The 26,932-nt window shown below is 41.3% G+C and carries 23 protein-coding genes; 14 read left to right on the top strand and 9 right to left on the bottom strand.

What is annotated here, in order from left to right; translation table 11 throughout:
- Positions 1-40: 40 nt before the first annotated feature.
- On the bottom strand, positions 41-241 hold the full coding sequence (locus OHT75_RS00895) for a hypothetical protein (RefSeq protein WP_264724482.1): 201 nt from the start codon (positions 239-241) through the stop codon (positions 41-43).
- 664 nt (positions 242-905) lie between these two features.
- On the opposite strand from OHT75_RS00895, the gene OHT75_RS00900 reads away from it, so the two are divergent.
- The 10 genes from OHT75_RS00900 to OHT75_RS00945 all read left to right on the top strand — a co-directional run bounded on the left by OHT75_RS00900 (position 906) and on the right by OHT75_RS00945 (position 13,414).
- On the top strand, positions 906-1,262 hold the full coding sequence (locus OHT75_RS00900) for an STAS domain-containing protein (protein ID WP_264724483.1): 357 nt from the start codon (positions 906-908) through the stop codon (positions 1,260-1,262).
- Between the two features lie 38 nt (positions 1,263-1,300).
- Positions 1,301-2,575, top strand: a complete 1,275-nt coding sequence (locus tag OHT75_RS00905; RefSeq protein ID WP_264724484.1) for a polysaccharide biosynthesis/export family protein — start codon at positions 1,301-1,303, stop codon at positions 2,573-2,575.
- An 11-nt stretch (positions 2,576-2,586) separates the two neighbouring features.
- Positions 2,587-4,152 (top strand): GumC domain-containing protein, encoded by a 1,566-nt coding sequence (locus tag OHT75_RS00910; RefSeq protein WP_264724485.1) that lies wholly within the window; start codon positions 2,587-2,589, stop codon positions 4,150-4,152.
- On the top strand, positions 4,092-5,369 hold the full coding sequence (locus OHT75_RS00915) for an O-antigen ligase domain-containing protein (RefSeq protein ID WP_264724486.1): 1,278 nt from the start codon (positions 4,092-4,094) through the stop codon (positions 5,367-5,369). The genes OHT75_RS00910 and OHT75_RS00915 overlap by 61 nt, the downstream gene beginning before the upstream one ends.
- 401 nt (positions 5,370-5,770) lie before the next feature.
- Entirely contained in the window at positions 5,771-7,090 is a 1,320-nt protein-coding gene (locus OHT75_RS00920; RefSeq protein ID WP_264724487.1) for an oligosaccharide flippase family protein, read from the top strand.
- Entirely contained in the window at positions 7,087-8,127 is a 1,041-nt protein-coding gene (locus OHT75_RS00925) for a glycosyltransferase family 2 protein (RefSeq protein ID WP_264724488.1), read from the top strand. Before OHT75_RS00920 ends, OHT75_RS00925 begins: the two co-directional genes overlap by 4 nt.
- A 201-nt stretch (positions 8,128-8,328) precedes the next feature.
- Positions 8,329-10,311, top strand: coding sequence for a WecB/TagA/CpsF family glycosyltransferase (locus OHT75_RS00930; protein WP_264724489.1), 1,983 nt, complete (start codon positions 8,329-8,331; stop codon positions 10,309-10,311).
- A gap of 9 nt (positions 10,312-10,320) precedes the next feature.
- Positions 10,321-11,673 carry an NDP-sugar synthase gene (locus tag OHT75_RS00935; protein WP_264724490.1) on the top strand — a complete coding sequence of 451 codons (1,353 nt, stop codon included), beginning with the start codon at positions 10,321-10,323 and terminating at the stop codon, positions 11,671-11,673.
- 43 nt (positions 11,674-11,716) lie between these two features.
- The gene (locus OHT75_RS00940; RefSeq protein WP_264724492.1) at positions 11,717-12,136 is read left to right on the top strand and encodes an adenylyltransferase/cytidyltransferase family protein; all 420 of its coding nucleotides are present in this window, start codon (positions 11,717-11,719) and stop codon (positions 12,134-12,136) included.
- Between the two features lie 33 nt (positions 12,137-12,169).
- The gene (locus tag OHT75_RS00945) at positions 12,170-13,414 is read left to right on the top strand and encodes a CDP-glycerol glycerophosphotransferase family protein (protein WP_264724493.1); all 1,245 of its coding nucleotides are present in this window, start codon (positions 12,170-12,172) and stop codon (positions 13,412-13,414) included.
- Positions 13,415-13,443: 29 nt separating this feature from the next.
- Here the strand turns inward: OHT75_RS00945 and cysS are convergent, their stop codons facing one another.
- Positions 13,444-14,823: a cysteine--tRNA ligase gene (gene cysS / locus OHT75_RS00950; RefSeq protein WP_264724494.1), complete on the bottom strand. Its 1,380-nt coding sequence runs from the start codon at positions 14,821-14,823 to the stop codon at positions 13,444-13,446.
- 143 nt (positions 14,824-14,966) lie between these two features.
- On the opposite strand from cysS, the gene OHT75_RS00955 reads away from it, so the two are divergent.
- Together OHT75_RS00955 and OHT75_RS00960 are read left to right on the top strand one after the other, a co-directional pair.
- Complete coding sequence (locus OHT75_RS00955) at positions 14,967-15,458, top strand: peptidylprolyl isomerase (RefSeq protein WP_264724495.1); 492 nt, start codon at positions 14,967-14,969, stop codon at positions 15,456-15,458.
- Entirely contained in the window at positions 15,458-16,192 is a 735-nt protein-coding gene (locus OHT75_RS00960; RefSeq protein WP_264724496.1) for a UDP-2,3-diacylglucosamine diphosphatase, read from the top strand. Before OHT75_RS00955 ends, OHT75_RS00960 begins: the two co-directional genes overlap by 1 nt.
- A 92-nt stretch (positions 16,193-16,284) precedes the next feature.
- Here the strand turns inward: OHT75_RS00960 and miaE are convergent, their stop codons facing one another.
- A complete protein-coding gene (gene miaE, locus OHT75_RS00965; RefSeq protein ID WP_264724497.1) occupies positions 16,285-17,079 on the bottom strand; it encodes a tRNA isopentenyl-2-thiomethyl-A-37 hydroxylase MiaE in 795 nt (264 codons plus the stop codon).
- Positions 17,080-17,411: 332 nt separating this feature from the next.
- Here miaE and OHT75_RS00970 point away from each other — a divergent pair, with 332 nt between their 5' ends.
- A complete protein-coding gene (locus OHT75_RS00970; protein WP_261298950.1) occupies positions 17,412-18,008 on the top strand; it encodes a Yip1 family protein in 597 nt (198 codons plus the stop codon).
- Positions 18,009-18,121: 113 nt separating this feature from the next.
- Here the strand turns inward: OHT75_RS00970 and fabB are convergent, their stop codons facing one another.
- The gene (fabB, locus tag OHT75_RS00975) at positions 18,122-19,333 is read right to left on the bottom strand and encodes a beta-ketoacyl-ACP synthase I (protein WP_264724499.1); all 1,212 of its coding nucleotides are present in this window, start codon (positions 19,331-19,333) and stop codon (positions 18,122-18,124) included.
- 251 nt (positions 19,334-19,584) lie between these two features.
- Between fabB and mnmC the strand changes: the two genes are divergently transcribed.
- On the top strand, positions 19,585-21,459 hold the full coding sequence (gene mnmC, locus OHT75_RS00980) for an FAD-dependent 5-carboxymethylaminomethyl-2-thiouridine(34) oxidoreductase MnmC (RefSeq protein ID WP_264724500.1): 1,875 nt from the start codon (positions 19,585-19,587) through the stop codon (positions 21,457-21,459).
- A gap of 88 nt (positions 21,460-21,547) precedes the next feature.
- Here the strand turns inward: mnmC and OHT75_RS00985 are convergent, their stop codons facing one another.
- The 5 genes from OHT75_RS00985 to folC form a co-directional block, all read right to left on the bottom strand.
- Positions 21,548-21,730, bottom strand: a complete 183-nt coding sequence (locus OHT75_RS00985) for a hypothetical protein (RefSeq protein WP_264724501.1) — start codon at positions 21,728-21,730, stop codon at positions 21,548-21,550.
- A 962-nt stretch (positions 21,731-22,692) separates the two neighbouring features.
- Positions 22,693-24,207, bottom strand: coding sequence for an amidophosphoribosyltransferase (gene purF / locus OHT75_RS00990; protein WP_264724502.1), 1,515 nt, complete (start codon positions 24,205-24,207; stop codon positions 22,693-22,695).
- Positions 24,208-24,242: 35 nt separating this feature from the next.
- Complete coding sequence (locus OHT75_RS00995; protein ID WP_188842803.1) at positions 24,243-24,731, bottom strand: CvpA family protein; 489 nt, start codon at positions 24,729-24,731, stop codon at positions 24,243-24,245.
- A gap of 191 nt (positions 24,732-24,922) precedes the next feature.
- Entirely contained in the window at positions 24,923-25,609 is a 687-nt protein-coding gene (dedD, locus tag OHT75_RS01000; RefSeq protein ID WP_264724504.1) for a cell division protein DedD, read from the bottom strand.
- A gap of 15 nt (positions 25,610-25,624) precedes the next feature.
- Complete coding sequence (gene folC, locus OHT75_RS01005) at positions 25,625-26,932, bottom strand: bifunctional tetrahydrofolate synthase/dihydrofolate synthase (RefSeq protein ID WP_264724505.1); 1,308 nt, start codon at positions 26,930-26,932, stop codon at positions 25,625-25,627.

Genomic DNA, 26,932 nt, shown 5'->3' on the forward strand with positions numbered 1-26,932 from the left:
GGTTTTTACCATCAATACTCAACCATTTTTTACAGCTTAATTACTTAATTCTTCTTTGCATCTCATCCTCTAAACTTTCTCTGATAAGACGCTCATTATTTTCCATCATTGGATCGATTTGTTCTGCGGGCACTTGTGGCTCTAATGAGATATCCCTCTCATCATGGCTTTCAGAGGAAGAAGTCACACAAGCGCTCAACGCCAATAACACACAGCAGCCGAACAGTAGTTTAAGCAACATCGCATATCCTTTATTAAAGTTAATCTTGTTGTTACAGCAATTGGCCTTAGTTGATGTCTATACCTGGCTATGACGTTAACATCAGTAATATACACTTAATAACCACATATTAAATAGGCTGGCAGTTAAGCACAAACAAGATCACCTCAGCTAAAAAAACCATAAAACATCAATACTGTCGCTATTTGGTAAGCTTTATTAAAGATGCGGCTTATTTTATTACCGTGCAAATTAAACTTTATCAAACCCAATAATATCAACCCATTTTTCCGCAACCGATTGTATCCGCCAATGGCGAATATCGGATTTAATTATATTTTTCAGCTCAAAAAAAAGACAAATTACAGTACTGGGCTGCAAATGTTAGCAGCAGACTCGCAGTTAATTTGGGGCGATGTCTGTTTTTATTCTTGATTTATTCCTGTTTTCACCCCCTAAAAAGAGGTATATGCAATCTGTTGCATATTGCTAATTCACACATTCAATTTGCAAAAACAAAAGAGAACACAGCAAATTATCGAATAAAAACAATAAATTAAAAACTGGCACACTTACTGCAAAACCTAGATGCACAAGATAGGTTGTTTTACGTTCCCGACAACTAAACATAAAACGACCCCAACCTATCTTACTCGGCAATTAAACAACAAAATGAGGTGACATTATGAACTTCGAATTAATCACAGATAAATATGCCAGTGTGGTTCGCTTACCAGGAAAAATGGTCATGGCACAAACCCCCACTTACCGCGCCGCGATTTTAGATTATATCAATCAAGGTCACACTCGATTAGTCATCGACATGAGCAACCTAGAGTATATCGATTCAAGTGGCTTATCGGTGTTAATTTCAGCTCGTAAACAGGCAATGAGTTATCAAGGCAATATTGTTTTACTCAATCCAAAGTCAAGTGTTAGAGCATTAATCGAACTGACCAGATTACACCATATTATGGACATTTATGAATCTGAAGAACACGCGTTAGAAAGCTTAAGCTCAGTCGAAGAGATTGCCAGTTAACTTGCAATTATCTCTCACGATTCATTCTAAGGAGCAACATGATGACAAACACAAAACTTGCGGTACTTATTGGTATATTCAGCACTAGCTTGACTGGCTGTGTTACCCCTAATGCGCCAGCTAGCAAAGATATTTGTCGAATGGACACTCTGACAGAATGTCATTATTTTGGTCAAACGATGCCCTATGATCGTCAAATCAGTGCCCAACGTCCAAGCAACCCTGCATTTACCCTTGCAGAACATGTGACCATGAACGACGCCAACAATGTCGTTATTACCAAAGACAGTTTTAAGATTGGCCATTTAGATCCGAGTTTACAAGCAACGCAATGGAAAAATGCCCAACTGAAACTGTCTGTTGGCGATAAATTGGACATCAGTATCTTGAATGGCGAGGATTTTAGCAAAGCGGTTGAAATTGACGCCGATGGTAATATTTACCTGCCTTATATGCAGGCTGTACTGGCCAAAAACCTTACTTTAGCACAGCTTAACAAAGCGATTAAAAATCAACTTATTACTGAAAATTTAATGAAACCACATGCTATCCGCATTAGCATAGTTCCTATTAGTTGGGCGCCCATTAACATTATGACTTCAGGTGCTGTATTTGAACCTGGCCAACATATGATCAATAAGAAACTGCCCATTGAAGTGAAAGATGATGGCAGTAACTATGCTGGCGACCAAGCGACTGAACGAAGCATTGAAGCGGCCCTTCGTTCATCAGGAGGCATTCGCCCAGATGCGGACTTAACAGCAGTTAATGTTATCCGTGACAACCAAATTTATAGCATTGATTTAAGCGGTATATTAACCGGTGAGTCCATTCAAGAATTTACATTAATGAGCGGTGATAAAATCCATGTACCAAGCAGTAATCAGTTTGATGATGAGTTAGCAAGACCATCACCGATCACCGCTCCCGGTATTCGAGTATATATTTCAAACCTCACTCAACCTGCAAGCTCAAACAGCCAATCGGCAGTAGACCGTGAGGCCACCCGTTTTCCTTACGGAACCCGTCTATTGAACGGTGCCATTGCGGCTAACTGTGTGGGCGGAGCACAATCTACCAATGCAGGGCGTTATGTTTTACTCATCACTAAAAACCCATTATCTAATCAAGTTGATGTGGTAGAGCGCTCTATTGATGGCCTCATTCAGCAACCTTGGTCAAACGATATGAATCCTGTATTGCTACCAGGAGACGGGCTGGCTTGTTATGACTCTCGCATGACTAACTTCCGTGAAATTGCGCGCAGTGTAACCGAAGTCCTTATTCCTTCAAGCCTTATCGGCTGGTTATAAAGGAGCCTCTCATGGATAACGTTATTGAAAAAGACATCTTGGAATATGAAAAAATCAGTGTTCCTTGTGCTGAACCAATTAAAAATGGCTCTAAAAAATCCTCTGATGAAGCCGATTATCAAATTAATGATTCAAAAGAGAATAGCTTAAGTGAATTAGCCTATTTGTTTTGGATTAAACGTGCAGCCTTAGAAGGAAGTAAACTGACACCTAAGGCGCGCAAAAAATTATATTTAAAAACGGCACTCGTGAGTTTACTGATTATTTGGGCCAGTGCTTTTTTGTTGATGGCCATTAAACCAACATCTTATGTGTCTAAATGGACCTTAATTTTACCGGGTAATGGCGCTGGCGCATTGGTAAGTTTAGACAGTCTAGGTCAAGCGACCAGCTCATCAAGCTCACCATATTTAAGCTCAGCTATTGACCCACGTGAAAACTATAAAGCTATATCAGACAGCGACTTATTACTAAACTCAGCAGCAGCAAGCTTAGAAATGCCTGTTGGCCAGCTGGGTAAACCTAAACTAAAGTTACCCAGCCAAACAGGCCTAATGGAGTTTAGTATTAAAGGGCGTTCAGCTAAAGAAGCGCAAGACAAGGCTTGGGCCCTTTACCATTCGTTGCAAAAATTGCTAAATGATTTACGTACCGATGAAGTCAACCTAAGAGAAAGCGGCATTATTCAAGGTTTGGCGGGATACAATCAAAAAGTGAAATTGTCTCAAGATGCCATTTTAGCGTTTCAATCTGAACGGGGCTTAGTCTCGCTTGATCAATTTAAAGAGTTAGCGTTGACCATCGAACGTTTGCGCCATAACCGCGTAAATATGATTTCAAAATTAAAAGGCATTGAAGCAGAAGAAAAATCTTTAATGTTACACTTAGGTACCACTGCCGATGAAGCCGCTGATTTATTAAAACTACACAACGACAAATTCTTTCAGCAATTACTTACATCCCATAATGAGATCTTGGGGAAGTTACACGAGCTTTCGGCACACTTTGGCAGTAATCATCCACAAATAACCAGCCTAAATGCCGAAGAAGCAAAGTTACAAAATGCTCTATCGGATCGCATTGCAACGTTAACCCAATTTCAAAAAGGCAAAGCTGACCGCGCGTTAATTAACAAGCTATTATTAGATGACATTGATGGCCGTGCGGATTTAATGGAGCAGCTAATTCAGTTAAGGGCAACTTACACTGGCCTTAATCAAGAATTAAATACGCTTGATAGCCAAATTTTACAATGGGAAACACGCTTAGAACTATCTAACGATGATGCCGCAAAATTAGAAGATTTACACCGAGCACATCAATTAGCGACGGCGGTAATGACTTCTGCAGTGGCAAAGATGGATGTTGGTAAGGCCGATATTTTTACTGCCTATCCATTATTACAATTATTGTCACCGCCTTCTCTGCCATCAAAAGCAGATAATTTAGCGACAATGTTATTACTAGTAGCGGCTTTTGGCGCGTCATTTATGGCACTAATAGGACTGAGTATTTTATGGATCCGCAAACCATTACTCCGCAAAATGCTGACGAAAGAATCATCTATAAAGCAATAGTTTATAGTTATCTTTTTTGGATAGTAGGGGCGTTATATATTATCGCCCCGGTGATTGCCTGGATCTTGTTCTGTCGCTTATTGGTTAAGAAAATATCTTACCAACCTGCCCATACCCTCAGCTTAACTCACTATGTGTGGCTGTTTGGAATGTGGGTAATGCTGTTGGCCTTAATAGTCGGCCACTTAGAACAAGGTTTAGGTATCGCAAAATTAATCAAATCCTCCATAGGTTGGGCTAAAGGTTGGGCACTTCTGGCTATTTTCCCCGTGGTAGCTTGCCTTGATATTAGACCGCAAATTATCTATCGGGCGTGTTGCCAAGTATGTAAACACACTGTCTTATTGTTGCCCATCTTTGTATTGGCATGGATGATCCGCTTACCCAGTACCCTCTATGTTTCACCTTTAAGTATTATTGGCGGTCCTGGCCCAGAATTTTTCTCGTTAAGTTTGTATGAAATAGACCCCGGTAGCGGTATTCCACGTTGGCGACTATTCACTCCTTGGGCGCCTGCTTTAGGAATGTTAGGTAACTTATACTTTATTTTTGCTTTACAAGAATCCTCTTCTAAATGGAAACGCTGGGGAGTGATCGGCAGTTTGCTAATGGTATTGATGTCGCAGTCACGCTTGGCATTAATTTGTTACCTCGCCTTGTTTGGTTATTTTTCAATGCTTAAATTTGTACGTTCACCAATCCTTTATTTCGTTCTTTGCCCAGTCATTCTTGCGACTGGATTTGTCGGAGAGTCAATCCTCAACAAAATATCCATGAGCATTGCCGCAGTAAAATCGGCAAGGGCAGACTCCACTAGAGTTAGACAAGCCTTAGCTGACATTGCAGTAGAACGTTGGTGGAATGAGGCGATATTATTTGGCCATGGTATTGTTGAGCGCGGGCCACACATGGTGGAGTATATGCCGATAGGTTCGCACCATACGTGGTACGGATTATTATTCGTCAAAGGCTTAGTGGGGGCAATTGCACTTGCCCTGCCTATGCTAGTGACTTTTGTTGTGCTGGTGATCAATATATTTAGTCGACCTTTAGCAAAAGTCGGCATGGCAATTTTAATGCTATTGATGCTTTATACCTTCGGTGAAAACCTCGAGATATTAGCTTACCTGTTTTGGCCTGGGTTAATTGTGTTGGGAAAAGCCTTAATTGCAGATAGTGACACAATCCCCACAGAAGAACTCGTTTCAACGAGGTAATATAAGCTGGTGTTCTGATTCTATGCGCTGCGGTTTGAAGTCTTAAATGCCTATGAAGTATGGGGAATGGGGTACGGACTAGCGATAGGCAATACTGGCGTGATAATTTTTCAGTATTGGCGGGCAGTTCAAAATAAAATATTGTTTGTAGCAAGCACATGTACCACCTGCAGCCTACCATCCAGAAACATCACGATCCCCCAAAAACCAAATCTGGCATTCACCTTTGGTGCTGCCACTGAATCTATTTTCCAGCATTGCAATATGCTTTTGCATTCTGCAAATCTATTCCTCCCACTCAAAACCAAATAAAATAAACCACTTAAAAACAATAACTTAAAATATGGCACGATTCATGTAACCCCTAGCATATAAAGCGAATAACTTACGCTAGGATAAATATGAAAAACCATCATAAAACATTATTAAATCAACCCATGATGCTAATTCGCAGCGGATTTACTGGATTAGGCAAAAGCATGATGTGGTTAGGATCTGCCCAATTTAGCGGGCGTATAATTCGTTTGATTTCAAGTATCGTACTTGCCCGCTTGCTGATGCCGGAAATATTTGGCCAAGCAGCCATTGTCCTTACCCTGTTTGAATTAATCTGTACCGCAACCCGCAGAATTACATCTGCCGCATTAATTCGTATGGATGATGAACAATGCACTCGTCATTTACGCAGTGCTAACTGGGTTAACTGGGCGGTGTGTTTATTAGCATGCTTGATTATGCTTTTGCTCAGTTACCCCATTGCGGTTTATTACCAAGACACATCGTTAATTTTCCCCATCGCAGTAATGGCAACGAGCTTTTTGTTGCTGCCAATGGGAATGCAATACGCCACCTTAAATTTACGCAACAACAAAATGCGTATTGTTGGCAGAGCGAATCTTTGGCAAACCCTTATTGATGCTGCACTTACTGCGATTTTAGCACTGGCTGGATTTGAAATTTGGGCAATCATTTTACCTAAAGTAGTGGTCATTTTTGTGTGGATTGCGATTCACCGTTACCACAATCCTCTCCCTCAAATGCAATCAGAAGGCAGCATTCAATATGCTCAAGTTCTAACACTTTTACACTTTGGCATTCCCGTTAGCTTAAGCGATTTGACTAACACATTAAGACAAAATATTGATTATTTATTAATTGGTTATTTCATGGGCGTAGAAGCATTAGGTGTGTACTTTTTTGCTTACAATATTAGCTTGGGAATAAGTCTAGGGTTAATTCAAAGCTTTGGCACCGCATTTTACAGCCACCTTTGTCAACGTAATGCGGTTGAAGATGATTTATCAGCAAAATACCTCAGCAGTATCGCCGCGATTATGGCAATCACTGTGCCAGTTATTTTACTGCAAAGCGCACTTTCTAATTGGTATGTTCCACTGGTATACGGTGATAAGTGGCTATCAACCGATGCCATCGATGTGTTCCTGTTTTTATGTCTGAGTGGCTTAGTCAGGCCACTTGGCGAAGCGGCAAGCCAATTGCTACTTGCAAACGGTTTAAGCCAAACCAACCTCAAAATGAATATTTTACTCACAATGAGCCTAGCGATGGCAATCGGCATTGCTTGTCAATTCAGTTTAATCACTGTGGCACAAACCGTAATGGTGAGTTACCTCATCAGCTCGCCACTGATTTGTATTTACAGCTACCTGAAAGTATTTAAAAACAATCAAAAACTTACCTCTGTAGGAGAATCACTATGACCCCTAAAATTACTGTTGTTATGCCCGTTTATAACGTGCAAAAGTTTGTCAAAAAAGCCATTGAGTCTGTGTTAGAGCAAACCTTTACCGATTTTGAGCTAATCATTGTCAATGATTGTGCAACCGATAACAGCTTAAAAATCTGCCAGCAGATCCATGACCGCCGCGTAAGGATTATTAACCATGTAGAAAATAAAGGACTGGCTGCTGCCCGTAATACGGGGATCCGTCACGCTTTGGGTAAATACGTGGCATTTTTAGATTCTGACGACATGTGGCATGCCGAAAAACTGCAACGCCATTGTGCTCATCTTGATGCCAATCCCAACGTTGGGATCAGCTTTTCTCGTTCAAGTTTTATGAGCTATGACGGCAAATTATTAGACTTTTATCAGATGCCACAGCTGACCAATATTGATGCCGCACATTTGTTATGTCGTAATCCTGTCGGCAATGGTTCCGCACCGGTGATCCGCCGTGAAACACTCAATGATATTCGTTTTCAAAGCATACATCGCCATCAATTATATTCTTGTTACTTTGATGAGAAATTTCGTCAATCTGAAGATATTGAATGTTGGTTACGCATTGTGGCAACCACTAAATGGAAGATGGAAGGCATACCACAACCATTGACTTACTATCGCTTAAATCATGGTGGATTATCAGCCAACTTATTGAAGCAATTAGCTTCATGGGAGCAAATGATCAGTAAAGCCCGCTACTTTGCACCTAAACTGTTAAAACGCCATGAAAATGATGCCAGAGCTTATCAATTGCGGTATTTGGCACGCCAAGCGATTAGGATGAAAGATGGCAAAATGGCCGCTAAATTAGCAACAGAAGCCCTAACCACCTCGCCTAAAATCCTAAAAGATGAAATGGGCAGAACCATTAGTACTGTCAGCGCAGCCTATATGCAATGGCTACTACCCGCTTTTGCTTATCATTGGTTAGAAAGTTTAGGCCAAAAAGCAATTGGCAGTATCCAAAAACATAAAATTAGCCGTGATGGCGTGTCATCGATGTTTTTATAAATGGATCCATTCCATATCTGCCTTTACGTTAAACCTGTTTGCAGGCTGCCTTGCAAACTGCAAACAGGTTCTCACCGCCAGCTACAAAAAACAAAATAAACCATTAAAATCAACCGGTTAAAATGTGGCACAATTTAAGCATTACTAGATATATATATCAAAAATATCCTGATGAAATACAACAATATATCGAGGTGGCTTATGCGAATTCACATAAAACAAGTGTCGGCATCAGTAAGGATTATCGAAACCCTGCTGAGTTTAATGATACTGGTATTTATCAGCCCAATACTGCTGCTAAAAGCCATTCATCTGAAAATGACCTCAGGAAAAGTTTTCGAGACCCTCTATATTCACAGCACTAAGACTGAACCGATTCCATTGTTGCAGTTTTCTGATTCAAAATTTTCAAGTTTGTTGGGTTTGCTAAATGTCATCAAAGGTGAACTTGGATTAGTGGGAGAGCAATACCAGTATGCCGTTTTACCCTACCATGACTACTTAGTGCGTCCAGGATTAATGTCCTTTAAGCAAATGCACGCCAGAATGGGGATCAGTTACGACCACTATGTTATTAACCCAAAACTTAATACTTCAGCTGGGTGTTATCTGCTAGCAACACTGCGCTGTCTGTTAGGATACACCTTGTCTTCAAGGGTGATTTATTCAGCTCAAAAGCAATTTAGCTTATTCAAAGTCACCATCAGCAATATGACTATGAATGATGCTATTAGCTGTGTCATTAACAGTGCTAAAACTTCGCAGTGCGATAGCTATGCGTTTGTGAATGCAGACTGCATGAATATCGCCTACAAAAACCAACAATATAGACAGATACTCAACCAAAACAAACACGTATTTGCTGACGGAAGTGGTTTACGTTTAGCGTGTAAACTTCAGCGCATCGCCCTAAAAGATAACGTAAACGGCACTGATATGTTTCCCCTTTTGTGCCAACAAGCTGCCGAGCATGGTGTGGGGATATTTATGTTGGGGGCAAAAACGGATATTGCGAATAAAGCTGCGGCCAAAATGCAACTACGTTTCCCACAATTACGTATTTGTGGCACCCATGATGGCTATTTTTCTGCACAACAAACCGAAGCCGTAATTAACACAATAAATGCCTCTGGAGCCCAAATATTACTGGTTGCTATGGGTGCACCAACACAAGAGCGTTGGATAGCCGAGCATAGTGCCAAATTAAACGTCGGCGCAGCGATAGGTGTTGGGGGTTTATTTGATTTTTATGCAGATAGCGTGAGCAGAGCCCCTGTTGCAGTTCGTCAAATGGGTATGGAATGGACCTGGCGGTTAATGCAAGAACCTAAAAGAATGTGGCGCCGATATGTTGTAGGTAATCCTTTATTTGTAATGCGAGTATTTACCGAGTTAGTCCAACAAAAAATATTCAATAGCAAATCAGAACCAACGGCTAATTTAGGTGAATTGCAAAATGCAGCAATTAACTTTCAAAATGCAAATTCAACCGCCGCGACAGAGCAAACGCTCTCAATGCTTGGAAAAAATTTACATCAAGTTAATCACAAAAAATACCAGTGGTTTTTTCTGAAAATAAAATTGAATCTCATCGCTAAAAGACTGCTTGATATCTTTGGTTCAAGTGCTCTATTGCTATTACTTTCACCACTATTTTTATTAACTGCACTGGCTATTCGTTTCGAATCAAAAGGGGCGGTGCTTTTCAGTCAAACCCGTGCTGGGCAAGACAATCAGCCTTTTACCATGTGGAAGTTTCGCTCCATGTTTAACGATGCCGAAGCGCGTTTAGCTAAGTTACAAAGTGAAAATGAAATGCGCGGTGGTGTCCTATTTAAAATGAAGCAAGACCCAAGGATCACCCAGGTAGGCAAATGGATCCGCAAGCTGTCTATTGATGAATTACCACAACTTTGGAACGTATTAAAAGGCGATATGTCATTAGTTGGCCCGCGTCCTGCATTACCTAGTGAAGTGAACCAATATCAATTGTCAGATAGACGCAGATTGATGGTAAAACCCGGCATCACTTGTATATGGCAAGTATCAGGAAGATCTGACATTCCTTTTGATAAACAAGTTGAGTTGGATGTTGATTATATCTACCAACAATCACTGGTTAAAGATATTCAATTACTTTTTAAAACCATACCCGCGGTGTTATTTGCCCGTGGTGCGTATTAGGAGAAGACCATGCAAGCCATTATTTTTGCTAATCGTTCAGCCGCAGAACTCGCACCGCTGAATCGTCAGTACAGCGCGGCACTAATGCCTTTGGTAAATAAAGCGTTAATTGAATATACGTTAGAAGACTTATCTTGTGCTGGTATTACCCATGCGAAGTTAGTGGTTGCCAACCGAGCAAGCGAAATTGAAGCGCATATTGGCACAGGGGCTAAATGGAACCTAACCATAGATTACTTTTTAAGTAAGCCTGAAGAAGATGTAAATTCAGTTCTACAACGTATGCACTTAGACCCACAACAAACTCAGTTGGTTGTTCGTGGTGATATTATCAGAACACCTTGCATCACTCGCTTTATCGATTTTGCGGCAAAGATAAACCACACTTTTGTATTGGCATCAATGGGTAACCAAAATCCTGGGTTATTAATGTTACCCGCGGGTCGTTCACATGGGGCAAGTTTAAATTGGCCTATGGCCGAATTGCCCCAACATCAGCAGCGCAGTATCAACCAAGTATTGCATGGCAAAACCTTCCATTTAGACAGTATTGAAAACTTTGCCGCTGCAACAAGATACATCATCGAACATGCTGATGAGTTCGCTATTAAAGGCCGTAAGGTTGATAGCATGGGAGCGGCTGGATTATACCTTGGTCAACAAACTCAATGCCCAAGTTTTGCTGAACAAACGCTGCACGGCAGCATTGGCACAAACAGTTATATTCACCCTGCTGTTCATTGCAAAAACTTAATCGTTATTGGTCAAAACTGTTTTATTGAAGATAGCGAACTCAATGATAGCATCATTATGCCCAATACTTATGTGGGTAAAAATCTCACCGTAAAAAATCAAATTATTTCGCAAGATTACATTATTGATATCGCCAAAAATACCTGGGTAAAAGTGGATGATACAAGTCTAGTTGCAGCTTGTCAGAGTGGCGTTAAGCAACAACAAACACCCTCTTTACTGCATCGGCTAATGGGTTGTGCTTTACTGGTACTGGCTTCACCATTAATGTTAATCAGTTTAATGGTCGCCAAAATAACTCATCCAGATCACCCCATCTCTTGCCTCAACGCGAGTAGCAATCAACAACGTACAATTCAGTTATACGAAATAGCCGTCAGCTCGCAAATATTAGCTAAGTTACCGCAATTGTGGCATGTGGCTAAGGGTAACCTTTTACTTTTTGGCGCAAGCGCAACCTTAAACCAACAAGCAAAGTATGGGGTATTTGGACCAGTACAGCTGTTACTTGACAAAGATGCCCCAGAAGAAGAAATCGAATTGGTTGAAATGGAATTTCAGCAGTTAAGTCAACTCGGATACGTCAAACGATTATGGCAATTAGTTTAGTAAGTTAATGACCCATACCAAACATAACGTTGAGGATACAGATATGAAAACCATCATAACCTACGGTACATTCGATTTATTCCATTTTGGCCATGTGAGATTGTTCAAGCGCCTAAAAGATTTAGGTGATAGATTAATTGTCGGCGTCTCTACTGACGAATTTAATGCCCTAAAAGGCAAAGCGGCATTCTTTAATTATCAGCAGAGAATTGAAATTGTTGAAGCCTGTAAATACGTTGATATGGTGATTGCTGAAACCGATTGGCGACAAAAACGCAGCGATATTATTCGCCTCAATGCAGATGTGTTCGCCATTGGTGACGATTGGGCTGGTAAATTTGATGACTTGAATGATATTTGTAACGTCCTATATTTAGAGCGTACTCAACAAATATCAACCACGGATATCAAAAACAATTTAGCAAACACCCGTCCCACGATATTAAGCCCGCAAACGGTTTAATTGACGGCTCACTCATTCAATTTGGATATTGCCATGAATGCCATTTTACTGTTGATTCGCTTTGTTATCACACAGCTTATTTATTTTGTTTCAGGCTTTACTCCTAGAAGTCACAAAGCGGTAATGGGCTGTTATAAGGATAAATTTGCCGATAACAGTAAATACTTATTTTTACACTGGCAGCAACAACAAACCATTCGTGCCATTTGGATATCCGCTGATAAACCGCTCGTTAAGCGTTTGCAAACGCAGGGATTGGAAGCCTATTCAAGATGGTCACTGTTGGGTGTGTGGCACGCTGCAACGGCCAAATTTTATGTGTATAACACCTATATTGGGGATGTGAATCAGTACCTAGCAAAAGGCGCTGTTAAAATTAATCTATGGCACGGTTCGCCATTAAAAAAAATCGAATTCGATATCAGTAATGGCCCGCTACTTAAGGTTTACCATCCCGAAAACATCAGCCAAAAATTATTTGCTAAAGCTCAATATCATCAACAATATGTACGTCCAAACTTCATGATCGCCCCCAGTGATACCGTTAAAAAACTGTTTTCCAGTAGCTTTAGAATTAGCAATGAGCAGTTTTTAACCTGTGGCAATCCTCGCACCGACTATTATCTGCGTTATAAAAGTGAAGATTGGTTGCAACTTAACCTACCGGTGAATACCAAGCAAGTGATCTTATATGCGCCATCCTGGCGCGACAGCCATTTAAATAGCACCACTAACATTTATACTCAAACCATCGACTTTGCGTGTTTATCTAAACAGCTACAAAAATCAGATCAATGCTTATTATTAAGATTACATCCCAATGAAGCGCACCTTGCTTCTGAGCTGAGTCAATATCCCAATATTATTAATATCACTTTTTGGGATGATATTTACGGCATTCTTGAAAAAATAGATTTATTAATAACCGACTATTCCTCCCTGTATATTGATGCGCTGCCATACCGATGTGAAATTGCATTTTTCTTATTTGATAAAGCACAATATCAAGCAACATGTCGCAGTGAATATCCCTATGTAGCTGAATTACCCAAAGCGGGCATCGACTTATTCACCTTTAGGGATTTACTGGATTATTTAAATGAATTTGCTAACAAGCACCATGATTTAACCGATCGAGGCCCACTGAATTCAGAACTAACCTCAGCAAGACACCAATTGACCAACATCTTTTGGCAATACCAACACCGCAGTAGCTTAGATTGTTTAGATGCATTTGTTCAAAATGCGCCAATTTCAGCGACAAAAAAACCTGCTTAAATAAGCAGGCTTGTTTGCAACAATTTTAATTATTTTTTACGCCACGTTGTGCCACTTGGGCCGTCTTCTAACACAACGCCAAGCTCGTTTAAGCGATCGCGTGCAACGTCTGCCGCAGGCCAATCTTTCTCTGTTCTGGCACGGTTACGTTCAATAATCAGGGCTTCAATTTCTGCCACTTCATCATCACTACCCTCACCTTTAAAGAAAGCCTCTGGCGTTTGACTCACAATGCCTAATACTGACGTTAACTGCTTTAGGCTAACACCTAAGGCCGAAGCCGCCGCCATATCGGTCAACTTAAGACGATTAATTTCACGAACCATATCAAATAGCACTGAATAAGCTTCTGGGGTATTAAAGTCATCATCCATAGCTGATTTAAACTTATCGATGTACTCTGTGGCAGGTGCGGCCTCAACGCTTAAGTCTAAATCTTTAAGCGCTGTGTATAAGCGCTCTAATGCCGCACGAGCTTGCTTTAAATTATCTTCAGAATAATTTAATTGACTACGATAATGACCAGACAGCAAGAAATAGCGCACCGTTTCTGGATCATAATGCTCAAGTACATCACGAATAGTAAAAAAATTCCCTAACGACTTAGACATTTTTTCACGGTCAACCATCACCATGCCTGAGTGCATCCAGTAATTCACATAAGGCGTGTCATGGGCACAACAAGATTGAGCGATCTCGTTTTCATGGTGCGGAAATTGTAAATCGCTGCCACCGCCATGAATATCAAAATGAATCCCTAAATGCTTGCTGTTCATTGCTGAACATTCAATATGCCAACCTGGACGACCTGGGCCCCAAGGTGATTCCCAAGTGGGCTCACCCGGTTTAGACATTTTCCACAAGACAAAGTCCATAGGATTTTGTTTGCCTTGATCCACTTCTACGCGTGCACCGGCTTGAAGTTGATCTAAGTTTTGTCCTGATAGACGGCCATAGTCTTTATAAGAAGCCACACTGAACAACACATCACCGTCTGGCGCAACGTAGGCGTGGCCGCGGTCTAATAAACGCTGCACCATGTCAATAATTTCAGGCATATGCAAGGTCGCTTTGGGCTCAAAGTCTGGGCGAACCATGTTCAGCGCGTCAAAATCTTTATGCATTTCAGCAGTTAAACGCTCTGTTAATGCATCACAAGACTCGTTATTTTCATTGGCACGTTTGATAATTTTATCATCAACGTCAGTAATATTACGTTGAAAATTAACCTCATAACCAATGTAACGCAGATAGCGCACTATCATGTCAAAAGATACGAAAGTACGGCCATGACCGATATGGCATAAATCATAAATCGTTACGCCACACACATACATCCCAATTTTACCTGGGTTAATCGGTTTAAACTCTTGTTTTTCACGGCTTATACTGTTGTAGATCTTTAACATCGAAGTTCTCTTGTATACAAGTTTTAGTGGGAATATTGCTTGCACCGAGTCTACCATGTTGCACACGCTTTTGAACACTGCACTTTATGAGTCAATCAAGATAAGTTAGAATCGCGCAAATTATTTTATCTAGGTGAGAATACATGATTACTTTACATACCAATTTTGGCGATATTACTTTGCAATTAGATGCTGAAAAAGCGCCTATCACCGCAGCTAACTTTATGAAGTACGTTGATGAGGGATTTTTCGATGGCACTATTTTCCACCGTGTGATTGATGGTTTCATGCTTCAGGGCGGTGGCTTTACAGAAGATATGGGCCAAAAGCGTTGTAATGAAGCAATTAAAAATGAAGCAAACAACGGTTTATCTAACCGCAAAGGCACTGTGGCAATGGCGCGTACTTCTGATCCTCATTCTGCAACTGCCCAGTTTTTCATTAACGTGAATGATAACACTTTCTTAGATTTCAAATCAGAAACTAGCCAAGGTTGGGGATACTGTGTATTTGGTGAAGTGGTTGAAGGCATGGATGTTGTAGAAAAAATCAAAGGCGTTGCTACCGGTAACCGTGGCATGCATCAAGATGTGCCATTAGAAGCCGTTATCATTCAAAGTGTGTCTGTTAAATAATGCAGACTGCTTTTGTGGGTGATTTGCACTTAAGTGCCGATCGCCCCGACATCACCCAGGCATTCTTGCAGTTTTTACAGCAAGGTTTAAATAATGTAGAAGCCCTTTACATTATTGGCGACTTGTTTGAAGTTTGGATGGGTGATGATATTGCCGAGCCTTTCACGTTGGAAATTGCCCAGGCGATAGCAAAAGTGGCGGAACGCATACCGGTGTTTTTTACCCAAGGTAATCGGGATTTCATGTTAGGAAAAGCTTACTGCAAACAAGCGGGTATGACTTTATTACCTGACATTTTTGTCACTTATTTATACGGTAAATCCACGGTAATTCTTCACGGCGACAGCTTGTGTACTTTAGATATTGCTTACCAACGATTTCGACGTTTTAGAAGCATATCAGTTATTCGCTGGATATACTCACACCTGCCTAAGCAAACACGTTTAAACATTGCCGCTAAAATCAGGCAAAAAAGCCAACTGGGTAACAAACAAAAGCAATATCAGATCATGGATGTCGAGCCCAGTGCTGTTGACAATCTTCTTGCAAAGACAGGTTGTTCATTAATGATCCACGGACATACCCATCGTCCAGCTATTCATCAACTATCAAATGGATTAAAAAGAGTCGTGGTCGGAGATTGGTACACCCAAGGCAGCGTATTGATGGTAAGCCAGAATAACTGTCATTTATTACAACTGCCCTTCGAACCACATTCAAAATCGATGGCATAATTTACCGATATTGCCATACACAATTTACTACCTTGTTAATCAACACGCATTTATGACGTCAAGTTAATGATGCTAATCACAAATTACACCGTTTACTTGGTGGTTTTATGCAGTAATACTTCCATGGTTGGTACGCCACTGTGAAAGCGAAAATCATTATCTTCAGCAAGGATTAACTCGGCTTCTTTTATTCTAAAAAAATTGACTCGTTCGCTGATATCATCGCCTGCAACCTCCTCAGCCAAAGTCAAATAATCTTGATAATGGCGCGCTTCTGAACGTAATAAAGACGTATAAAACTTAGCTAACTCATCATCTAAATGCGGTGCCAACTTGGCAAACCGTTCACAGGATCGGGCTTCAATAAATGCCCCGATAATCAGCTTGTCAATAATGGTTAATGGTTCATGGGTACGAACATGTCCCATCAACTGTTTTGCATACAGCCCAGCACGCAAATTGGTATAGTCGATACCTCTGCTGGTCATGATCTGTAATACCTGTTCAAAATGATGAAACTCTTCTTTAATCAGCCGTATCATTTTAGAGAGTAAATCAGCACTCACAGCCAAATGCTGACTAGCAACAAGTTCGGAAGTGATATCGTTTTTCTTAATATCCCGAGATAAAAACGCCTGCACATCTCGGGTCTGACTATATACAAAATCTTCATAGGGTTTTGCCCATAGCCTTAAAATATCAGCACTACTTTTGTCAATCGCATATTTACGGATCATCATCATTGCCGTTTGCGCGGCTTTTAATTCGCAATTGCAATGATCAATGAGCAATACCGTTAGTTGCTCAGGTTTTTTAGCCGCTTGTATCCAAGACTCTGGCGTTTCACAACCTAAAAACGCATTAATGGGGGCAAGTAATTGCTGCATGACTCACATTATCCTTTTCAATCTATGTGGACATTTTACCTAGCAAGTGTTTTTTTCTGAAGACAAAAACACGATACCGCTTGACGAAATGCTTTTTATGTTCAATAAATAGTCTAGGCGCTGTTAGATTTAACTAAACGCTAACATACGCATCAATCACCTTAAGTGGATAGACTTCAAATTGGGAATGAGGTCATTACTTAGCAACATTACTACTCAATATTGTAGCGCTAAGTATGTGTTGGACTGATTAAGGCGATTGTAAAGAGCTGTAGTCAGTTCGCCTTTCGTTTGGCGAGCTTGTAGTAACGTGCTAAACAAGGATAACAATAATGATACTAAATCACTTAATGGGGCTATACACTCATCCTAAACAAGAGTGGCAAACGATTGAAAAAAACCATGAGGCATTAAAGAGCAGTTTAAGTCACGTACTGTTGATTGCCCTCATACCTGCTATATGTTCTTATTTTGCGACAGCGCATATTGGTTGGAATCCAGGGGCCGGTGAGCCACTGTTTTTAACCAGTGAAAGTGCGATGTTTATGTCTGTGGGCATGTACTTCGGTTTAATTGCTGGCGTAATGGCACTCGCTTACCTAGCTTATTGGATGGGTAAGACATTTGATGCTAGCCCAACTTATACTCAAGCCGTAGAATTAGCTGCCTACACAGCAACACCATTATTCATGGTCGGTTTTGCTGCACTGTATCCAGTTTTGTGGTTTATCATGGTTGTCGGACTCGTCGGCTTAGCATACTCAGTGTATTTGCTTTACGCTGGCGTACCTATCATCATGAATATTCCAGAAGAAAAAGGCTTCATATATGCTAGCTCAGTAGTCACTGCTGGTTTAGTGTTGTTAGTTGCCTTGATGGCATCTAGCGTGATTTTATGGAGCTTAGGATTTGGGCCTATGATGCAATAGTCGTCATGTTGACAAAATAGATTTTAAGATTGTTTTGTTCAATTAATCCCAATAAAAAACCAGTCAGTTGACTGGTTTTTTATTGGGTATTGAGTAACAAACTACATCAATAATTACTTATATTTACGAAGAATTAATGTTGCGTTTGTTCCACCAAAACCAAAGCTATTACTCATAATAGTGGTTAACGCTGTTTCACGTAACTCACGTACAATAGGAATGTCTTTAGCTTGTTCATCAAGGTTATCGATGTTAATGCTTGGAGCAATGAAATTATTTTCCATCATAAGCAAACTGTAAATCGCTTCATGAACCCCCGCAGCGCCTAAAGCATGTCCTGTCAGTGACTTTGTTGATGCTACCGCAGGAATATTATCTTTAAAGACTGCACGTAAAGCTTCTAACTCACGCACGTCACCAACAGGTGTTGAAGTACCGTGTGAGTTAACATAGTCAATTGGAGTATCCACATCAGCTAATGCCATTTGCATACAACGAACAGCACCTTCACCCGATGGAGCAACCATGTCATATCCATCAGAAGATGCGCCGTAGCCCACTACTTCAGCATAAATCTTTGCACCACGCGCTAAAGCATGTTCTAACTCTTCAACAACGACTATGCCGCCACCGCCAGAAATAACAAAACCATCACGTTCAGCATCATAGGTACGCGATGCTTTGGTAGGATTGTCGTTATATTTAGTCGATAACGCGCCCATCGCATCAAAGCCCATGGTTAACGTCCAATCAACTTCTTCTGCACCACCAGCAAATACCATATCTTGCTTACCCATTTGAATAAGCTCAACAGCATGTCCAATACAATGCGCAGATGTAGCACATGCAGAACTGATTGAATAGTTAACACCTTTAATTTTAAAAGGTGTTGCTAAACACGCACTGGCAGTACTGGCCATAATGCGCGGTACAATATAAGGACCGACACGCTTTACGCCTTTTTCACGTAACGTATCAGCAGCCTGTACCTGGTTAGAAGATGACGCACCACCAGTACCTACTACCAAACCAACACGAAAATCTGAATACTGTTCTTCGGTTAAGTTAGCATCAGTGATCGCTTCTTGCATGGCGATATAAGCATAAGCCGCAGCATCACCCATGAAGCGCAAAGCTTTACGGTCAATGTGATCTGCAGGGTTGATTTTGATATCCCCCCAAACATGGCTTCGTAGCTGCATTTCTTCAAACTGTTGCGAATGGGTAATACCACTACGACCAGCTTTAAGTGAATCTAGAACTTCTTGCTTGTTGTTACCGATACTTGAAACTACACCTAGACCGGTGATCACGACTCTTTTCATTATTTGATATCCATTTGGTAGATGTCGGCACTTAATTGCGGCAATAATATCTGTTTTAGTGCTTTTAAGTGGTCAGCTTTCCATAAACACAGGTAAAATAATGCCAATTATTCCTGTTTGAGTAAAACCTTTTGAGTAAAAGCACCAATTTATTCATCGTAAATCATTATAAACAATACCTCCAGCAGCTTCTGCTGACGGGTAATCGAGTTGCAACTAATAACCTAGTCCATATTGGCCACATAGGATTAATGCAACCTGAAAATCTGAATGATTTAATCGATGCATTTACTCAAGTGATTAAAAGTGGCTCAACACGCAAGTTACCACGATTACACATCAGTTTATTAACGGGACACACTCAAGCGCAACAGAGTGAATTAACGCATTTTGTGGCCAAGCTTATACAAACATTAACCCCATTGATTAAAGACATTGCTATTGCCCCAATAGAGGGTTGTCAGCGACTTGACCTGCAAAATAACATCAGCATTGACTGCTATTTTGGCCTGCCGGTTGCACAGCTAAACGCCATCGCAAACCATCACTATGGCATTCAACATTGGTTTGTGGCCAGTAGTACGCTGCAGCCGACAGTCAGGGATCACTTTTACTCATCTGCAGTGATGTGGCAACTGGGTAGACTGAGCCGCGATAATGCTGCGCTGAGCATTTATGATATTGATCCACAAACCATTCAGCCCTGCACTGATGAGTTAAAAGCTCTCATCAAGCACGCAGGCTTTCAGTTATCAGAGCAACACCAACCCCATGCGACTGAGATTGATGTCATTGCATGTCAGGAGCGCCAAGCGCTTAGAAATCAACAACAAGCAAATTTTGCTTATCAAGGATCATTAACCCCGCCATTAATTGCTGACACCATTGGCATCATTGGTGGCGGAATAGCCAGTGCCTCGCTTGCGCTATCTTTAGCCCAAAGAGGCAGAAATGTCGTATTGTATTGCCAAGATAACATGCTGGCACGGGGAGCATCAGGAAACCGTCAGGGCGCAATTTATCCGTTATTAACCCCAGAAAATAATGCCCTCAGCCAGTTTTACCAGCAGGCTTTTTTGTATAGTCGCCAACGCGTTCAATGCCTTATTCGCCAAGGGTTCACCTTAAGCCACGATTTTTGTGGTGTATTACACACAGGCTTTGATGAGCGAACAACTGCAAGATTAAGTAAAATTATCCATGGTCAATCATGGCCAAGTGACATTGCCCTACCAGTCTCGCAGGTGCAGGCAAGCCAAATTGCTGGGGTTGATATTGATCAAAGCGGCTTATTCTATCCTTTGGGTGGCTGGATCTGCCCCCATGAGTTCGCCAAGGCCTCACTTAAGCTAGCGTCAACCATGAGTAACATTACCCTTAAATTGAATTGTAAAATTGAGCAGATTATCAAGGCTGAACAAGGGTGGGAATTATATACAGAATCAAATACCCGCCCTATCGGCTTGCACAAACAGTTGGTACTGGCTAATGGAGAAACCTTAACCCAGTTTAGCCAAACAGCCCAAATCCCATTAAGCGGATTTAGAGGACAAGTGAGTCATGTGCCCTCTCAAGGTCAATTAGCCCAACTAAAAACGGTCATTTGTGCCAATGGTTACCTCACACCAGCCCACGAGCAGCTGCATTGTGTTGGCGCAAGCTATGTTAAAAACCCTGAAAATCAGACATTTTGTCCAGTCGAACAATATGAAAACGGCCAAAAAATGCGTCAAAGCTTTGCTAATGTCGACTGGCCAAATGACATTGATATCAGTGAAAATGATGCCAGAGTGGGCGTAAGAATGGTCAGTCGTGATCATTTCCCTGTCATGGGCTTTGCCACCGACATGGAAACATTAAACCAACGTTATCAAGTCCAATTAACCAGTAAAGATAAACCCAGTTTATGGCAGCGTTACTGGCAAACGACTCCAGCGCCAATCCATGATGGACTATTTGTATTAGGCGGTTTTGGATCAAGAGGGTTAAGCTCAGCCCCCCTAGTCGCTGAATGTCTTGCAGCAAACTTGTGTGGTGAGGTAATGCCTGTCAGTTTAGACACTCAAACGCTACTTAGCCCAAATCGAATGTGGATGCGAAAGTTACTCAAAGGCAAAGCGATATAAATTGAATGCCTATAGGCTTAAAAAGCTGATTTTTTTGACAAGAGCGGGTTGAAAGGTTTCGTGTTAATAACAGTGTAACCCGATCCAATTAAATCCTCATGGACGTTAGAATGACTGCAATAGGCATCAGATTTACTTCAAGTGCAAATGTTCCACCATGACGCCGACTTTTGATGTAAAAATCAGCATCCATGTCGGCTTGATCAAAACCAATAACGTCCTTGTTAAACTGCCAATTCTGCATCAATGCCTTTTCCTCAAAACGTTTCACGCTGTGAAACATCGCCTTGTTTTGGATACTCGCGGGCTCATCTGCACACGCATTATTATCTTTTCGATTTAGCTTCATTGATGGCAGTGGGAAAGAGCTATATAAAATAGGGGTAATTCACTTTTGGACAGAACTACGTTACGGGTATCTACTTTGTAATTTATTTATCTTTACTAAACGATTGAAGACCAAGGCTTCAATTTAACCAATTGCCTGCCGCTGGGATATTCAGGATGAACGGAATGTCGAAATCACATGGATGTGAAAGAGCGACCTTATGTGCAAGCACGACCGTGACACGCTGCAAGTTCGTCCCTGAAAGCTCGGCCATGACGTCCATGTCATGGACGGTCACCGCCGCGCTTACACCTAAAATTTTCTCCTCTTCGATTTAGCATTTTTTTGTCACTAAAAGTAAGAATATGACAACCGTGAAGCACAATTTAAACTTTCAAACTCAATTTGAATTGAGGTCATCGAGAAAAGGCCTTGAGCTTGGCATGGATGCCAAGCTAGCTTTCGTTAGGCCACGGTCACTCTTTGGCATCCTTGCCACCGTGACATTTGTAAATCCATTTACTTCAGATACCTATCGGAAGCGTTAGGGAGATTTTGTATTAGCTGACAATGGCCGAAGCAAGCTACAAATGAAGTTTAAAGCTGGATCGATCCCCATCGAAAATTATGCGCTTTTCAGCATTTTTCGTCAGGGGCGCTGAGGGTTTCCAAAGGGCTTCTTTTGTAAAAAAAGCGTGCGTTTTGCCCCTTTGGTCTAGTGGGCGAAGCACCACGACGTTAGTGGCCGCAGGCCATATTTCAAACTAACCTTGGGGCAAAAACGACTGACAAAATAACTCATTTTTATTCAACAATGATAGATAAACCTAGATTTGTCAGAACATTGAAACAAAAAAGCCTGCATTTCTGCAGGCTTTTAGCACTCAATCGGTAAACGATTTACCTTATGGATGACACTCATTGTGCATTTCTAAGTTAGTGCCGATATCTTTATTACGATTCGCTTTAGCATCATCATTTCGCAATTGCATAATGTGGTCTAAATACGCTTGGTCGACATCATTTGTGATGTAATGACCGTCAAATACCGATGTTTCAAAACGCTTAATTTCAGGATTTTCCATTCTGACAGCTTCAACTAAATCAGTTAAATCCTGGAAGATAATCCCGTCAGCACCAATGATTTTTGCAATTTCATCGGCATCACGACCATGGGCAATAAGCTCGTTAGTGGTTGGCATATCAATACCATACACATTTGGGAAGCGAATTTCTGGTGCTGCTGAAGCAAAATACACTTTCTTAGCGCCGGCATCACGGGCCATTTCGATAATCTGTTCTGAGGTTGTACCGCGAACAATAGAATCATCAACCAGTAGTACATTCTTACCTTTGAACTCAGCATTAATAGCGTTCAGTTTACGACGTACAGACTTCTTACGCTCTTGTTGACCAGGCATAATGAAGGTACGGCCAATATAACGGTTTTTAACAAAACCTTGGCGATAGGGTAAGTCCATACAACGGGCAATTTCGAGTGCAACATCACAAGAGGTTTCTGGAATAGGAATAACCACGTCAATATCGTGTTCGTCCCATTCTTTCTTGATTTTTTCACCTAGCTTGGTACCCATGTTTACGCGGCTGCCGTATACCGAAATATTATCGATAGTCGAGTCAGGACGGGCGAAGTAAACAAATTCAAAAATACAAGGCGAGTAACTTGGGTTCACGGCACATTGACGAGTAAATAACTGACCATCAAGGGTGACATAAATCGCTTCACCTGGCGCCACATCACGCATCACTTCAAAGCCAACGGCATCTAAAGCCACACTTTCAGAGGCCACCATGTATTCGGTACCAGATGCGGTTTCGTGTTTACCCAATACTAATGGGCGAATACCAAAAGGATCGCGAAATGCCACTAAACCTTGGCCAATGATCATAGCTGAAACGGCATAAGCACCACGTGTTTGAGCGTGAACCTTACTCACTGCATCGAATACTTCATCGGCTGATAATGTTAAGCTACGAGTCTCTTGTAACTCATCGGCTAATAGGTTCAATAAAATTTCAGAATCTGAAGTGGTATTGATATGGCGACGTTTGCTTAACAAACTTGCGGCTAATTCAGTCGTATTGGTTAAATTGCCATTGTGAGCCAATGAAATACCAAACGGTGAGTTAACGTAAAACGGTTGAGCCTCCGAAGCACTAGAGCTACCTGCTGTTGGGTAACGCACGTGACCTATGCCAGCATTACCTTGTAAACGTTGCATATGCTTTGGTTCGAATACATCTTTAACCAAACCATTTGCTTTACGTAAACGAAACGCATTTACGTCAACGGTTACGATACCCGCAGCATCTTGACCACGATGTTGCAGTACGGTCAATGCATCATAAATGGTTTGATTAACTGAAGACTTGCCTACTATTCCGACGATACCACACATGGGTAAGGTTCCTCACTGTAAGGTGTTTTATAGTTTTAGATTTTGGGTACAAAGCTTGATGTGTTTTCCAAGTAGTCAAAAAACCACTGAATAACCACACCAAATTCGGGTACGAGTACTGATTCCTTCCACCAACTGGTTGAAGGAAAACCGGTAAATGCATCCATGAAAAATAGTAACGCGCTGACGATTAACGCCCCGCGAATAGCACCAAAACACACACCAAGTACTCTATCTGTACCTGATAAACCGGTTTTAGCAACGAGTTGACCAAGAAGGTAATTAACTAAGGCACCAATAATAAGCGTTGCGATAAAAAGAATAGCAATAGCAACGCCGTTGCGCACCATTTCATCTTGCATTTGCGATAAATGAACGGCGAGGTCGAGATAAAACTGACTGGCGATAAAAAAAGCCGCAAACCATACCACTAATGACATGGCTTCTTTAGCAAACCCACGCACTAAACTAATGAGGGTAGATAAGCTAATAACAATAATAATTGCGTAATCAATCCAAACCATTGGGATGGGGATCCGGGTAACCTTTAAGACGGCGCGATTCTAACAGAGGTGAAGACTTTTCTCACCCCTATCAACCAAATTAATCATACATGAATAAGAACAATCAATTTACACTATAAACAAATTAGCGGTAGAGCGAATAAAACCCTAGCGAATCAGACAATAAAATCACAAGCTGCGATCATCAACCACTATTTGTCCATCGGATCGTAAATCACAATTTTGCCTTTTAACCCGGTTAATTTGGTAATTGCCGCTTGGCGAGATTCAAGCTTTTGTTTTGAGACTTCTGGACCAACAAACACACGGGTTAATTTACCTTCAACCGGTTTGGTTGGCAGGGTATAAGCGGTATAACCTGATAACCGTAATTGTGCGATTAACGCCTCAACATTTTTGGCGTTATTAAAACCACCCAGTTGCAGTGTATAGCCGGATTTAATTACACTTTTTTGTGTTGGTGTTGATGTTGCTGTTTGGGTTTGAGGCTTGTCGATAACCTTTTTTGTCTGCTCTTTCACTGGTGGCGTTTTAGTAACTACGACTTCTTTTGCAGTCTCGCTTTTTGCAACCGGCTTGCTGGCGGTAACTTCATCGATGTTACCTAATGGAACTACATCATCACTGACTGTATTTTTAGCAAGTTGGGGCTGTTCTGCTTCACTTGAATCAATATCTACACTGGCAATCTCAAGTACTTCAAACTCTTCTGGTGACGCATCATTATTTTGATACGAGTTAACGGGGCGTAGAGGAATTTCTGTAAATTCTTCTACTACTTTGGCTTTTTTTCCGTCCAGAAGATCAGGCAAAAAAATCACCCCAAGCGCGACAACTACGATGGTTCCAACTAAGCGGTTTTGAAATTGACGTTTCAAGATAATTTCCCAGTATTACATTTTTGATTTAAAAGCAGCGACAGTATAAAAAGAGCCAAATACAATTACCACATCATCAGGCTGAATAGTAGCGTTAATCGATTGCCAAGCGTCATCCACATCATCAAAAGTATTGATGTTTAATTTATTTTGAGTGTTTGTTTGCGCTTGTTCCAAAGTTTGTAGTTGATGTTGCAGCTGTAATGAAGTTGCGCCACGCTCCGTGGATAAGGTCACTAAGTTCCATTGGTCAATCACCTCAATCAGCTCAGCAAAAACACCAGCTATATCTTTGTCTTTAAGCATACCGCACAGGGCAATGACCTTACCTGATGCATTGGCGTTTTGCGCCAACTTTTGACGTAATTGCAGCGCTAAATATTTTGCCGCATGGGGATTATGGGCAACATCTAACAACACTAACGGAGCTTGATTCACACACTCTAGCCGACCAGGTAATGTTGCTAATGCCAATCCGCGGTTAATATCAGCAACGCTAATTTGTGGCCAAATTTGATTAACTAAAGCCACTACACAGGCAGCATTTGCTAATGGCAGTGAAGGTAGCGTTAAAGATGGCCATTGCAAGGCTTTAGTCGAGAATGACCAGCTGTCGGCGTGTAGTTGATATTCGAACTCATGGCCCACTCTGATTAATTGACACGCTATACTTTGTGCATATTCAGTAACCGATTGGGGCAAATTAGGCTCACCTATAATACTGATACAGCCTTTGCGGCATACGCCGGCTTTTTCGCGGCCCACTAATTCGCGCGTATTACCTAAATATTCTTGATGGTCTAAATCAATGGAAGTGATAATTGTCGCGGTAGAGTCAATCATATTGGTGGCATCTAAACGCCCTCCTAGACCCACTTCTAAAATGATCACATCTAATTTAGCTTGTTTAAATAAGTACAAGCCAGCCAATGTTGCGTATTCAAAAAAGGTCAATGATATTTCAGCTCTAGCTTGTTCAATGGCCTCAAAAGCTTCGATAAACTCTTGGTCAAGACAATCTTTTTGATTAATACGCACGCGTTCGTTGTAGCGTAATAAATGTGGTGAACTGTAAACGCCTACCGTTTTTCCGCTTTGGATTAATACAGACTCAAGCATGGCGCAGGTGGTGCCTTTACCATTTGTTCCTGCAACCGTAATCACCTGCGCAGGCGCTAAATCCATCAGCGCCAATCGCTCGGCAACCTCAGAAACTCTTGCCAGTCCCATATCAATTTCACTTGGGTGAATAGCTAATAAGTAGTGCAACCATTCATCTAAATTTGCTTGATGGTTTGGCATCGCGATTTTAATTGTATCCAT

It is taken from the genome of Shewanella subflava (genome assembly GCF_025971955.1).
Classification (GTDB): domain Bacteria; phylum Pseudomonadota; class Gammaproteobacteria; order Enterobacterales; family Shewanellaceae; genus Shewanella; species Shewanella subflava.